This window comes from Elusimicrobiota bacterium (genome assembly GCA_041658405.1).
Classification (GTDB): domain Bacteria; phylum Elusimicrobiota; class UBA5214; order JBBAAG01; family JBBAAG01; genus JBBAAG01.
Genome location: JBBAAG010000039.1, coordinates 1 through 15,136, shown reverse-complemented (window position 1 = coordinate 15,136; position 15,136 = coordinate 1). Strand labels below are relative to the sequence as shown.

10 protein-coding genes are annotated in these 15,136 nt (G+C 40.0%); all 10 read left to right on the top strand.

The genetic code is table 11. The annotated features are described in order from the left end of the window. The first annotated feature begins 14 nt into the window (after positions 1-14). Positions 15-182, top strand: coding sequence for a hypothetical protein (locus WC955_07865; GenBank protein MFA5858968.1), 168 nt, complete (start codon positions 15-17; stop codon positions 180-182). Between the two features lie 145 nt (positions 183-327). Continuing rightward, a complete protein-coding gene (locus WC955_07860; GenBank protein MFA5858967.1) occupies positions 328-1,053 on the top strand; it encodes a sulfite exporter TauE/SafE family protein in 726 nt (241 codons plus the stop codon). A gap of 65 nt (positions 1,054-1,118) precedes the next feature. Next, positions 1,119-1,610, top strand: coding sequence for a pantetheine-phosphate adenylyltransferase (gene coaD / locus WC955_07855; GenBank protein MFA5858966.1), 492 nt, complete (start codon positions 1,119-1,121; stop codon positions 1,608-1,610). A gap of 7 nt (positions 1,611-1,617) precedes the next feature. Then, the gene (gene pilB, locus WC955_07850; protein ID MFA5858965.1) at positions 1,618-3,375 is read left to right on the top strand and encodes a type IV-A pilus assembly ATPase PilB; all 1,758 of its coding nucleotides are present in this window, start codon (positions 1,618-1,620) and stop codon (positions 3,373-3,375) included. Positions 3,376-3,495: 120 nt separating this feature from the next. Further along, positions 3,496-4,578, top strand: coding sequence for a type IV pilus twitching motility protein PilT (locus tag WC955_07845; GenBank protein MFA5858964.1), 1,083 nt, complete (start codon positions 3,496-3,498; stop codon positions 4,576-4,578). 3 nt (positions 4,579-4,581) lie between these two features. After that, complete coding sequence (locus WC955_07840) at positions 4,582-5,811, top strand: type II secretion system F family protein (protein MFA5858963.1); 1,230 nt, start codon at positions 4,582-4,584, stop codon at positions 5,809-5,811. Between the two features lie 100 nt (positions 5,812-5,911). Beyond that, complete coding sequence (locus WC955_07835) at positions 5,912-6,406, top strand: type II secretion system protein (protein ID MFA5858962.1); 495 nt, start codon at positions 5,912-5,914, stop codon at positions 6,404-6,406. 78 nt (positions 6,407-6,484) lie between these two features. After that, the gene (locus WC955_07830) at positions 6,485-6,934 is read left to right on the top strand and encodes a type II secretion system protein (protein MFA5858961.1); all 450 of its coding nucleotides are present in this window, start codon (positions 6,485-6,487) and stop codon (positions 6,932-6,934) included. Between the two features lie 8 nt (positions 6,935-6,942). After that, positions 6,943-7,743, top strand: coding sequence for a prepilin peptidase (locus WC955_07825; protein MFA5858960.1), 801 nt, complete (start codon positions 6,943-6,945; stop codon positions 7,741-7,743). Positions 7,744-7,809: 66 nt separating this feature from the next. Further along, the coding region (locus WC955_07820; protein ID MFA5858959.1) for a right-handed parallel beta-helix repeat-containing protein at positions 7,810-15,136 on the top strand (7,327 nt) is incomplete at its 3' end.

The following is a 15,136-nucleotide window of genomic DNA, read 5'->3' as shown; positions in this document are numbered from 1 at the left end:
TGTTTAACATAGTTATGAAAAAAATTGCATTGATCGCAGTACTTGCATTATTCGCAGGGATGTATGGGTGTAGTAAACCTCAGGAAGCACCTGCGCCAGTAGTCACTGACGCAGTTACTCCAGCAGCCAGTACAACAACAGCGACGGCACCGGCCGTTGCGCCTGTTGCTGAGAAAAAATAAAATTGGGTGTTTAAACCATATTTTTTAGCAGAGATCCGTCCGTCATCTTATAGTATGGAGGACGGATTTCTGTTTCTTCAATAACAAATTTATATATAATTACAAATAATGAAAGTATGTAGAATGTTTTTAGTAAGGATTTCTTGTGCTTAACTTTTTAGTTATACTTGGGGTGTTTCTCATTGGGTTGTCAAAAGCCGGTTTTGCTACTGGTTTAGGTGTTCTCACCACGCCATTGATCACAACAACAATGCCGGCACAAAAGGCGTTGGGGATAATCTTACCGTTATTATCATTTGCTGATTTATTGACAATAGCGTTTTATTGGAAAAAATGGAATCCCAAAGTTATTATTCCGGTGCTGGTTGGAGCGTTACCCGGTATTATTGTGGGAATGTTTTTTATCCGCGGTGTGGATGATGTATTGTTGAAGAAATGTATTGGTTTAACTACTATCATTTTCACTTTATTACTAGTGGTACGGCAGGTGTGGTTCCCAAAACGTGTTTATGTCCCAAAGTTTTGGCACGGGCTTGTTATCGGGACAATTGCGGGGTTTACTTCCGCGATTTCGCATGCTGCCGGGCCGATAGTTGCGATATATCTTATCGCACAGAAGATGGATAAACAAATATTTGTCGGAACAAGCGCAATATATTTTACGATTGGTAATCTTATGAAAGTACCGCCTTACATTGTATCCGGAATCCTTAACTGGCAGGTGTTCATGCAGTCATTAATTCTTTTCCCTATAGTACCGCTGGGGGTTATTGCCGGGTGGTGGGCGAATAAGTACTTACCTCAAAAAGTGTTCACTTACCTTGTATATATCTTTTTAGTTATCACTTCTATAAAGTTGATTATCGGGTAGTTGTTATTATATAATTAATACTTCTTTAATTTTTTTGGTTAGTAGGTATGTTTAAGGAGAAGTTTATGAAAAAAAGTAAGGTTGCTGTATACCCGGGATCTTTTGACCCACTCACTGCCGGGCATCTGGATATAATTCTTCGTGCAAGTAAAATGTTTGATAAAGTTATTGTTGCAATTGTTGATAATCCCAATAAAAAACCTGTGCTATCCGTTGAGGAACGTGTTGGATTAATGAAAAGATGTGTATCAAAGATACAGGGGGTTGAGGTTGAACATTTCAGCGGATTACTTGTGAATTATATGAAACTAAAGAAATCAAGGATAATTATCCGTGGATTACGCGCGATCAGTGATTTTGAGTTTGAGTTCCAAATGGCGTTGATGAACCGCAAATTATGGAAAGATATTGAGACTGTATTTTTAATGCCTGCTGAAGCGTATACTTACTTGTCTTCAAGTATAGTAAAAGAAATTATACGTCTTGGGGGTGAACCTAAGGGATTAATTCCGGCAAGCGCGTATGCGTTAATCAAAAAAAAGTATAAGAACGGATAAATTTTTAATGGTAGCATCAAGTTCTTTATTTTCAGCACTGGAGAAACGTAAGCTCGGTGATATGCTTGTTGAAGCCGGACTTATCACCGCGGAACAGTTGCGCGAGGCGTTGGAAATACAAACTAAAACTAATGGCCGGCTCGGGCAGATTCTTCTGCAGATGAGTGCTATTGATGAAACTGTGCTTATCGCGTTCTTAGGGAGACAATGCGGTGTACCATACATTTCTTTAATGGAATACGGTGAAATTGACGAAACAGTGGTGAAAACAGTACCGGAAAGCGCGGCAAGGCATCAGGTGCTGATTCCCATAAACAAAGAAGATAATACTTTAACAATAGCCATGGCTAATCCGTTAAATGTATTTGCTGTGGATGACCTCAAACTCATGACAGGTTGTGAAATCAATATTGTTATCTCGTCAGAACAGGAAATTAAGGATGCGATTGAAAAGTTTTATGGGCCAAAAGGGTCAATTGAAGAGATTATTAAAAACATAGAAGACACCGGTGGAACAAGTGACCTCGAGGTTGTGCAGGAAGCTGATTCCGGGAAAGATATTATCTCATTAGAAGCAACTGGCGAAGACGCGCCGGCTGTTAAGTTTGTTAATCTTCTGATCAACGGCGCGTTGAAGTCAAGGACGAGTGATATTCATATAGAACCCTATGAAAAAAGTTTACGTGTGCGCTACCGCATTGACGGTGTGCTTCATGAACAGCCTGCCCCGCCGAAGAAGTTTCAAAATGCGATTATCTCGCGTATAAAGATTATGACACAACTCGATATCGCGGAACACAGGCTGCCTCAGGATGGTAGGATGAAGATTAAAACACTTAACCGCGAAATTGACCTCAGGATTTCTATTTTACCCACAGCGTTCGGTGAGAAAATTGTTATGCGTATACTTGACTCAAGTTCGTTGTGTGTTGATCCTACAAAACTGGGTTTTGAACCGGAGACTTTGGCTATTTACCAAAAAAATATTGAGTTGCCGTATGGAATAATATTGATTACCGGCCCGACAGGATCTGGCAAGTCTACTACTCTATATTCTACGTTATCCACCCTGAATTTTCCGGATAGAAATATTGTTACAATCGAAGATCCGGTTGAATATGTGTTGGAAGGGATAAATCAGGTATCGGTTAAGGCTGATATCGGGCTAACCTTCTCTGCGGGATTACGTTCATTTTTGAGGCAGGATCCGGATATTATAATGGTCGGAGAAATCAGGGATAAGGAGACCGCGGAAATTGCGATTAATGCCGCGCTTACAGGCCATTTAGTATTTTCTACCTTGCATACAAACGATGCACCAGGGTCAATTACCAGGTTGAATAATATGGGAGTTGAACCTTTTCTTACGGCTTCCACAATCACGATGGTTGTTGCGCAGAGGTTGATGCGTGTTATCTGCAAAGATTGTAAAGAAAGTTATGAAGTGCCGTTTGATTTTATGTCATCTCTGGGTGTTAAACCGGAACAGGTACACGGGTTGAGTAATGTTACACTGCATCGCGGGCGCGGGTGCGAACGTTGTTCAGGAACCGGTTACCGCGGGAGGATGGGGATACATGAGGTGCTGGAATTGAATGAAGCGTTTAGGAGTTCTATAATGGAACGCGCATCAGCTATCACGTTGAGACAGGTTGCGCGGCAACAGGGGATGATGAGCCTGAGAGATGCTGCTATGCGGAAAGTGTTGGCGGGAAATACTACGATTGAAGAAATGTTAAGGGTAACTGCAGGGGATACGATATGATGTTTATTATTGTTGGTTTATAAAAGCATATAAAATGCATATAAAATGTTATAATTAAAATAAGTGAGATGTTGGAAGATGGAAAGTAATCAGGAATAAAAAGGGTAAAAGTTTATGACAATACTTAACATGAGAGACCTTCTTGAATTGATGATGGAAAAACGGGCATCGGATCTGCATCTTGCACCTGGTGTACCCCCAATGTTAAGAGTTGACGGAGAAGTTGTTCCGACACAGTTTGAAGTGCTGACACCTGAGGTATCGCAAAGGTTAATATATTCATTGCTTACTGATTCACAGAAAGAAAAGTTTGAGAGCAATAATGAACTGGATCTATCGTTTGGAATAAAAGGTGTCGGGCGTATACGTATGAACGTTTTCCGGCAGAGAGGGACAGTTGGTGCTGCGTTACGGTCAATTCCTCCAAAAATATATTCGTTCGAAGAGCTAGGCTTGCCTCCCGTGATATTTGAGATGATGGGTTGGCAAAAAGGATTGGTATTAGTTACCGGTGCAACAGGGTCAGGGAAGTCTACAACTTTAGCGTCAATGATTGATTATCTTAACCAAAAACGGCGCGGGCATATTATTACAATTGAAGATCCTATTGAGTACCTGCATTCGCATAAGAGTTGTGTTGTAACCCAACGCGAGGTAGGGACTGATACGACCTCATTTCCAACGGCGTTGAAGTACGTTCTCCGTCAGGATCCTGATATTGTATTAATCGGTGAAATGCGTGACCTCGAGACTATAGAAGCGGCATTAACTATTGCGGAGACAGGACACCTGGTTTTTGCGACTTTACACACAAACGATGCTGCACAGTCGATTAACCGCGTGATTGACGTGTTTTCGCCGCATCAGCAAAGCCAGGTACGCGCACAGTTGTCTTTTGTTCTCATGGGTATTGTCTCACAGATACTGCTTCCTCATGTGTCGGGGAAGGGAAGAGTTTTAGGGATGGAGATATTGGTAGTAACCCCGGCAATACGGAATCTTATCCGTGAAGCAAAGATCGAGCAGATAAGTACAGCAATGCAGACCGGAGGAAAGTTCGGGATGCAAACGATGAACCAGTCATTGTATGATTTGTATACAAATAAAAAGTTGTCGTATCAGGAAGCATTGGCGCATAGTCCTGACCAGGAAGATCTTAAACGTTTGTGTGAACGTAGTAACGCTACCACAGGGTCGAGGTAATTTATGCCGAAATTTAATTATAAAGCACGGGCGGTTAATGGTAATATTGTAACAAGTGTTATCGAAGCTGCGGAACAGCGTATTGCCGTAGAGAACCTTAAAAAACAAAAACTTATTGTCACAGAAATTAAGCAGATTGAAGAAAATGCTATTGCAACGTTTATACAAAAAAATAATCCTTTCCGTGAGAAAGTTACTACTAAAGACATGGTATTGTTTTCACGGCAATTGTCAACTATGGTATCCGCAGGGGTGCCGTTAGTTCAAGGGTTGACAATTTTGGGTGAACAATTAGAAAACGCTACTTTTAGGAAAGTTATTTGTACGGTAAGGGATGATATTGAGAGCGGGATTTCTATTTCTGAAGCAATGAGACGGCATCCGGAAACATTCACAAATTTGTATGTATCAATGATTAATGCTGGGGAGATTGGCGGTGTACTAGATGCTATACTGGACAGGTTGTCTGCCTATCTTGAAGCAGCGGAAGCGTTGAGTGGAAGAATTAAAGGCGCGATGACGTATCCAGCCGTTATCGTTGTGATTGCGTTTGTTATTGTTATTTTTCTTATGGTAGGAGTTATGCCTACATTCAAAGGTATATTTGACAGTTTTGGCGCGGAATTGCCTTTTATGACCAGTTTTCTGTTGGCAACATCTGATTTTATGCAAAAAAATGTGTTGGTAATAATAGGTGTACCTGCAGCGATAGTTATTGGGCTGCAGAATTGGTACAAAACGCCTCAGGGAACTTTGGTTATTGATGATATATTATTAAAGATGCCGGTAATCGGTGATGTCCAGAGAAAAACTGCGATTGCAAAGTTTTGCCGTACAATGGGTACTTTGTTAAAATCAGGCGTACCTATTATGCAGGCAATGGAAACCGTGGCTAATACTGCCGGAAATAAAATTATTGAGAATGCTGTACTAAAAATCCGTGATTCTGTGCGTGAAGGGACTAAAATAGCTGACCCTCTCAAGGCATCCGGTATATTTCCGCCTATGGTTATCCAGATGATTTCTGTAGGGGAAGAAACAGGTAACCTGGATACTATGTTAAACAAGATTGCGGACTTTTATGATCAGGAAGTGGATGTTGCCGTCAGTGCTATGATGGGAATGCTGGAACCTATGATAATGGTCTTCCTTGGTATAACACTGGGTGCTATAGTTGTGGCAATGCTGATGCCGATGTTATCCATGAGCAGTATTGTTAGCAGTGCTGAATAAATATTTATTTTTTAGTTGACAATACAGTCATTTTGTGCTAAAGTATTTATGACTGCTGGATGCCAGCAGATGTCTATAACTTGGAGGAGGTGAGTATTTAATGTTTAAAAAATCAAAAGGGTTCACTCTTATCGAACTCATGATAGTTGTTGCTATCATCGGTATTCTTGCTGCAGTAGCGGTACCGAAGTTCGCTGATCTTATTCGTAATTCAAAAGAAGGTGCGACAAAAGGGAATCTCGGATCTATCCGTTCAGCCATCCAGATTTATTATGGCGAGAATGAAGGTATGAATCCGGCATATCTCTATAACTTAGTCGACACTACAGCAACATCTGAGGCGGTATTAGATGCTACTCCGGATCATAAGTATCTAGACGATATTCCGATGGTTAAGATTGGTGCATTCAGCCATGCTGATGCAAATTCGGTTGTCGCTGATGCTACTGATGATGATGACATCGATTTAGCAAGCGATTATCCTGCAGCATATGTGTATGGAAGTCGCGGCGTAAACAATCGTGGTGATGACGGGAAGGTAGCGGTGTGCTGCACGCATACTGATACGAAGAACCGGCAGATTAGCAGCTGGTAAGAGTAAGAACTTAGAAAAAAGGAAACCCTGGCAATTAATAGTTGCTAGGGTTTCTTTTTTGTTATATAATCATAAGCAATGAACAAAAAATGTTTCTATACTCAAGGATTTTCGTTGATTGAACTAATGCTGGTTTTGGCATTATTAGCTATAGTAATGACAATAATAACTCCGCAGTTAAGTGATACCATCCGTCGAGCAAAAGAGGCGTCTACAAAAGGTAATCTCGGTATCCTTAGAAGTTCAATGAGGCTGTATTATGTAAATAATGAAATGCTGCATCCGGAAACTTTGAACGCAATAATACCGGATTATTTGGATATCCTTCCAACAATGCGTATCGGAGCGTATAATCATAAGGATAAGACAGATGTTCAATATGATCTTATTGAAAATAATATTATTGAGTTTAATGACGATTCGTCAGGATGGGTGTACGGTGGTAATGGCGGTGGAGGGGATGATGGACTGGTGATTGTAGCGTGCAGCCATACAGATACTAAAAAAGCGTCTGTTTCTGCTTGGTGAAAAAATATATGTTGGATGTATACGTAATTTTAATAGGATTGATACTGGGAAGTTTTACTAATGTTTGTATCTGGCGCATACCTCGTGAGGAATCAGTCATTTTCCCGGGATCAAAGTGCCCGAACTGCGGGAAAAATATACGGTGGTATCATAATATCCCGTTATTGAGTTATATTTTATTAAAGGGCAAATGTGCGGATTGCAATGAAAAAATATCTGTACAGTATTTTGTCGTCGAGTTATTGACCTGCCTGGCACTGTTTCTTTTATACAAAAAATTTGGTGTGAGCACTGAACTGGTGTTTTCGTCTTTGTTAACCGTTTTCTTTATCATTATTGGCGGTATTGATTTTTATCATAAGATAATTCCGGATGTACTGAGTTTGAGTTTAATTGTCATATCATTAATCCTAGCTGTGTTCAATCCTTTTATTTTGAATGATGTGCAGTTTATTGTGTCACAGATATTTGATATGAGTACAGGTAATACAATTTGGTATTCAATTATATATGCAGTCCTCTCCATATTTTCGGTAGGCGGTGGGATGTACTTAATCGCGGTACTTGGCGAGTTATTGTTGAAGAAGGAGTCTATGGGCGGTGGAGATGTCAAACTTATGGCTGCAATTGCGGGGTTTATCGGTATATATTCAAGCCTTGTTACTCTTTTCATTGCGTCATGTATGGGTGCTGCAGTGGGGATTTCAATGATTATATTTAAGCGGTTGGATAAGGACGAGCCAATACCCTTTGGCCCGTTTATTGTTGCGGCAGCGTATTTTGTGTTATTATTCAAACAAAAAACTTGACACAATCGGCGATTATATTGTATCTTAAATAAATATATATATTAATATTAATGTTTAGGAGACAATATGCGCGATAGTATGTGTTCAATCATTAAGAAAAGCGTTCTTCGCAGTTGTGTTGTTTTTCCAATATTTTTGTGCCTGTTTTTTGTAACAAATGCTTTTTCCATCCGAACTTCAACAAATACAACTTCTGCAAATTGGAATGATAGCGGAGGCCTTGCATGGGAAAACGGAGTAGTTCCAACTGCAGCGAATAGCGTTGAGGTTGGTTCAGGGTTTACGTTGTACATTGACTCGTTTACAGAATGTAAATGTGAATCTATAAGCTTGCAATCAGGAGCAAAAATTATTTTCCGGCCGGATGGTGTTAATGGTAGCACCTTGACTGTAAATGGTGCGATAACGATGAATGCTCAATCGCAGATACTGATGAATACGCTAGCTACAAATAATATTTTCAAGCTTTCTTGCGCAGGCCTTGGGTTGAGTTCTAATTATGATCTGTTTTGCGCAAGTATAACTCATGCTGGCGCAATTTATAACATTAGTATTCTTGGGGATATTGTATGGAATGAAAATTCAAATGCTGATTTTATCATAGACGCAAGTAAAGCGTCAACTATTAATCTTACTTGCCAGGACATACAGATGTATGACGATGTAGGTAATGATTTTAAATTATATGCAAAGAATTCTGATGTTGATATTACCATTAACGCATCGGGGTATCAGATCACTGTACCGAAAAATGCTACTTTTGATACGCATATATATAACGGGAATTCTAAAATAACATTGAATTTTAGTTATCTGCAAAATACGGGTAATACGTATTTTAAAAATGATGTCTTGTCCAGCACCATGACAGTAAACGTGTCTGGGGGGTGGATTAAAAACTATGGGACACTGGATATCTGGGGTGCAGATCCTGCTACAGGGAATACGAATAAACCGGACCTTGATTCTGTACGCAGAAGTGTAACTTTTTCTGGGACATCATGGTCATATATGCGGATGTTGGACGGGTCAAATACTGAATTAAAAAATGCTGTATTTACAGGTTTTGGGTATGATACCACTGATAATTACGGTATTTTAGTTGAAGAAGTCACAGGCACCACTTCAGGTGAAGCATTCAATGTCTATAACTGCGTAGCTAAAAACGGGTATGTTGGATTTTATCTGAAAAACTGTTCTGAGCTTAACCACCAGTGGTATGACCAGGGTATTTCTAGCTGTGTTATGTATGGCAATTCCTTTGCCGGCGTTGTTTTGAGTGGGACTAATAAAAGTGAAATCTATCATTGTTATATCTCAACAAATTCGGGAGGTAATATTGGCGATGGTGTGTATCTGAACAATTCTGATATGAACACTATCAGCAGATGCGATATCTATGGGAATAAGATTCATGGCGTGGTTATGATGTACTCCGATAAAAACTTATTGGATTCAAATACTATACACGACCAGTCGAGTAGTTCCGGGGAAGAAGGAGTGTATCTTTATAGTGCGGATAAGAATGTTATCATAAAGAATTATTGTTACAACAACCCTGTACACGGAATCGCGTTAGAGTATGATTCGGATAACAATTATCTCTCACAAAATCATAGTTTCAACAACATAAACGGCGGTATGCGTGTGCGGTACGAAGCTAACGATAATATGTTCATAGTAAACTATTCCACAAATAATGGGCGGACGGGGTTTACTTCCCATAAATCGTCAGAAACGTTATGTGTTCAGGAAACATATTCAGGGCATTTATGGGGTGATATTTATCTTGAAGGCGAAATTAATCAGGGGTATAAATCACAGATTTGGATGAAAGGATGTTTACTCCAGAGCACTACTGAGTTCGCAAATACGCTTGAAAAACAGGAGTTTACTCATGCTGAAAGCTGGGTGATAAGCCAAAAACATGATAATACACCGGGATTAACAAATATCTGGGGTAATTTTGCATTACCACAGGAACGTCATGCATGGCATACGCCGGTACTTAAATGGAATTATACGGATAATACATATGACAAATATGCGTATGGCTGGAATAATGCGTTTGATGATCCCTACAGTACAAACGCAAGGCGGTATGATGCATCTGGCGGGCATGTGCTAAGTTCTATAAATACAAGTACGACAACAAAAAGTGAAGTCTGGTTGTTGACTTACGATTCTTCTCTTAACCGCTGGCAGGTAAGAGGTACGGTTTCGGGATATCAAACGAATTGGCTTATACCGGATACGGATTATACAAGTGACCAGGGAGAAATCAGGATGCGTATCACACACCAGGGTGATGGGCCGAATCCCTGCGAAGATTATGTTTTTGTTACAGTAGCTGGCTCAACAGATACTAATGTTCAGAAACAGGTTAAGTTTTCAGATTTTTCTGAACAGGAATATATAGGCGCGAATTTTACTAATGGTACCGGAAGTACAATGGAAATCGCAGGGACAAGCAGTTACCCTACGGTTATTACCAGAAAATTGTCTGAAGATAATGCGGATAATAGTTTCTATTACGGATTAGCTTTGGGTGGTACGATCAATAAAATTCAGTTTACTACATTTACTTATGTTAATAATAATGGTTTGAGATTGAATTCCGCGCCGTTAATAAATACTGCTACTATATGGATTACTGCGCTTGAACCCGGAACCACGGCGACATATATCGCAGCTAACGGTATAACACATACCTTTGATAATGTTTATATTGATACCACAAGCGTTACCGGCGGGGTGAATGTTCGTGCAACAAATTCTACATTATACTTCAGAGACTATACACGTCCGTTTTTGCAGGATGTCGCATCAAACAGTACGGTGACATGGGATCCAACTTTAGTATTCAGCGGGCAGACAGGATTTACTGCTGACGGTGTTGAAGCTGATACTATAAACACATTGGGTAGTGTTGAGTTACAGGTGAAATATACAGATCTTAACAATAACCCTCCCACAACTGTACAGGTGTGGATTGATCTCGACGATAATTTAACGTTTGCAACTACAGAACAGTTTGGGATGGCTCTGAAGTCAGGGGTTGGGAATGATGGTATATATTCAAATGGTGAGATTTATAATAAGATTGTCTCAAACATTGCTTACCCGTCTCTTGGCACAAGCGGAGGTAAGGTTAAGTACAGATTCTTCGCGAGTAACCCGAATAGCGTGACGTATTCAACGTATACTTACACTCTTACCAGTGTTTATAATAATGTTATAAGTACAAACGAAGCGACAGGGGTTGCTACTTCTACAAAAGCTTTTACCGTAAACGGTACAGCTCCGAGGATTACTATAACCTCTCCCAGTACAGAACAATCCGGATTGGTTACAATCAGTTATAAACTTATAGATGATGATAACAAACCTGCACCGTATAATTATTGTTCAATAACAGTTGAGTACCGCGATGGTACCACATGGACACCGGCAACACGGTTCATCGGTTCGGAACTAACTACAAGTTTAGAGGCATCGGTTAGCCCCGGTACTGCACATACATTTATCTGGGACAGCAGTACGGATCTGCCAAGCAGGAATACGTCTACAATTATCAGGATAACACCTACGGATGAAGATGCTACGGGTACTGCTGCGGCAACAGCATCGTTCTGGGTGGATAATATCGTAGCAACAAAACTTGCGTTTACTTCTGATGAACAAAACTTGGAAGCCGGGACTACTTCACAGATAGTTTATGTGGAAGCACAGGATTCTGGTAGTAATAAAGATACTGATTTTAACGGTGTGATTAATTTGAATACTACTTCGTCTAATTATACATTGGTAAATTCAACCGCTAACGTAGTATTACCACAGATTTTGATGACTACTGGCCGTGCGGAATTTAAGTATTGCGATAATTCGCCGGGAAGTCCGACTATAACGGTATCTTCAACCGGTTATTCCAGTGCGTCACAATCATGGACAATATCGAATCCCGTAAGTAATACTAATTCTATAGTTTCAGTAGACGGCGGATCTAGTTTTGTGGCCGGTTCTACTGTGAGTATTGTAGTAACTGTGAAGGATACCAATAGTAACCCTGTTCAAGGTAAGACTGTTGCGTTATCAGCTACAGGATCTATTAATTCGTTGACACAGCCGATAGATACGAGTAATGCTGAAGGGAAAGTGTATGCTTCACTCTATTCCACTAAGGCTGAAGATAAAACTATTACCGCTCTAATCAGTGATACCAACCTTGTATTAGTTTCTTCTGCAACAATTACCTATTCTCCGGGTACAGTTAGTACTAGTTCTTCAACGGTACAGATCTCTACTTCTGTTGCTGCGACCGGTAGTACGGTAACAGTTACAGCTACTTTATATGATGCATATCTCAATGTAGTGCCAAACAAAACGTTTAGCGTTACAGTTTCTCCGTTACGGGCTACCGATATTGTTACATCGACACAAACCACTAATAACTCAGGTGTTGCCTATGCGTATGTTTACAGTTTGACTGCCGAAGATAAGAATGTGAGTATTACGGTTAATCCACCAACAGGGTATGTGACACTTAATCAGACAAAAACTATTGCATTTAGGTCTTTGGACTTAAATGTACCATCCGTAACTTCGGTCTCGCCTGAGAATAACTCAACTTTAGCATCGGCATTTTCAAATATGATTTTGGTTGTCAATGACACGGGTGGTAGCGGAGTGAATTTATCTTCTTGCACATTTAAATTTTTTTATATGGGCCCGTATTTTGAACAATATAGCGGTACAGCTTGGTCAAATTACTGGTCTTCTATAACCATTTCAGGAGTAACTTCGTATTCACCGCAATCCGGTGGAAATACTGTAACATTTACCTATGCTTTCACGGAACAGACCGTAAATGGTACTTACCGTATAGAATGTACTCCGTATGATAATTCTAACAATGTGGGCAGTATGTTTACCGCAGATGTTCTATTGAATATTCGTACTGAAGCGTCAATAATAAGAACAGTTACAGGTTCTTCTTCCGGTCAGTGGAATAATGCGTCAACATGGGACCCTCCTCAAGTGCCGTCATCCAATGAGAATGTTGAGGTTGGTGATAATTTTACGTTAATCATAGATACAGTAAGTACTTGTTCCGCTAAAGGTATGACGTTGAAGTCCGGCGCTGTTGTTATGTTCTCTACAATTACATCTAACACTGCAGCGTTGTCTTTATCTGAAGATATTACAATGGAAACAAATTCAAGGTTTTATATAGTTACCAGCACTTTGATAGCTAATGATTTTAATGTAAGCGTCAGAGATATTCTTCTAGCTGACGATAGTGCGGGGGTAACGATTAATTTGTTAGGTAATAATTCGGATATTAGTGTCAGCGCAAGAGATATTGTCTTTACCGACAATAAGGGATGTGCTTTTTCTGTTTTAGGTAGTACTAACGGGACTGTGAATGTTACTACAAGAAATATTACTGTTGGATCGAATAATGGTTATAACGTTATGGTGAGTTCTGGAATGAATGTAAATATATCCGCTACCGGTACCGGTGCTTACGGTAAGGTATCGTTAGCAAACGGTGCGGAGTTGTATTCCAGGATTTATGGGGAAAACAGTGCTGTTACTCTAAATATTGAGAATCTTGATGTAGCCGACGGAGGGGATACTCATTTTCAGAATGACGTGTTAACTAGTAGTATGGTGGTGGTGGTTGACAGGATGAAATGCAATAACGGCGGGCGTATGTATTTTATCGGCACGAATCCTTCAGGAAGCGCAGTAAAGCCGGATGCATCAACAATACGGCGTAATATAAAACTTATGGCGAATCAGTCGACCGGAGGTTATGTTTTTGTTCAGGGTGACCGTGCGGGGATTGAGTTGTTTAATACTGAAGTTTATGGCATGGGCCGGTTGCCAAGGTCTGATGATACAGAAACTTCGAGTGAAATGTACGGTGTTACAATTAAAGATGACGCTGATTATTTTGTTTATAATTCAAACATATGGTTTGGCTGTACCGGTATTAAGCTTGATACTATAGCAATGCAAGGGGCTACTCGTGTAGGATGGTATAATCTCCCAACTGCAAGCCAGTTTACTTATGGTATTTCAAGCAGTGTAATACATAACAACTCGTCGTATGGTATATGGTACAACAATGTTTCAAGAAATGAAGTTTATAACTGTATTATATCCAGCACAATAGATAACGGGCAGTTGTTACGGTTGGAAACACGGACAATTGGTATCGGTGCATATCTTGAGAGTTCTCAGATGAATACTTTGAAAAATTGTGATATATATAACAACCGTGTACAAGGAGTGTTTGTTTATGGTTGTGACAAAAACTTGTTTGAGAACAATTATATCCATCATCAAGCTGCAGCAACCGGCGAAGAAGGGTTATACCTGTATAATTCGGATAAAAATGTTCTTGTGAATAATTATTGTTATAACAACCCGGTGCACGGAATTGCTTTAGAGTATAATTCTGAGAATAACTATCTTACACAAAATCATTGTTACAATAACCGTAACGGCGGTTTCCGCATAAGGTATAATGCCAATAATAATAAATTTATTACAAACTATAGCACAAATAATGCGTATATTGACGCGTTGAATCCGTCCGGTGCGGGGTTCGCTTCACATAGTAGCGTGGATACTTTACTTGTAGAAGAAACGTATTCTAATAACTGGTTGGGAGATATTTATCTTGAAGGCGAATCAAACCAGGGATATATTTCGCAAATATGGTTAAAGAACTGTTTGTTAAACAGTGCAACTGAGTTTACTAATACACCGCAAAAACAGGAGTTTACTCATCCGGATTCATGGGTGATCAGTCAGAAACATGAAGGTACAGCAGGCCTTACGCGTATATGGGGTAATTTTACGTATCCTCAAAGTTCGCATCTATGGCATATGCCAAGTATTAAATGGAATAATAATAACCAAACATATAGTAGGTTCTACCACGGGTGGGATACTACTATAAATACTTACGATACACCGGGCAAGCGCGTGGATGCCAACGGCGGGTCAAGGATTACATCAATAACGTTGAGTACAAGTACTAAATCTGAAATATGGATAGTAACCTACGATGCTACGTTAAACCGTTGGAAAGTTAAGGGTTCGTCCTCAGGTGTACAGGCGGTATATTTAATACCTGATACAGATTATACTACAGTTGGGCAGGAAGTTGGGTTAAGGATATCTCATTCCGCAGGTACGCCAAGGGATGGTGAGGAGTATGTATTCGCAACAGTTGCGGATTCAAAAGACGGGGATGAGTATGGCGGGATTCAGAAAACTGTGCAGTTATGCGATTTCTCAGAATCCAACTATGCCGGAGCGAAATTTACAAATTTACCCGGCGGTACTGTTGAAATTATAGGTGTTTCTACTGGCCCGA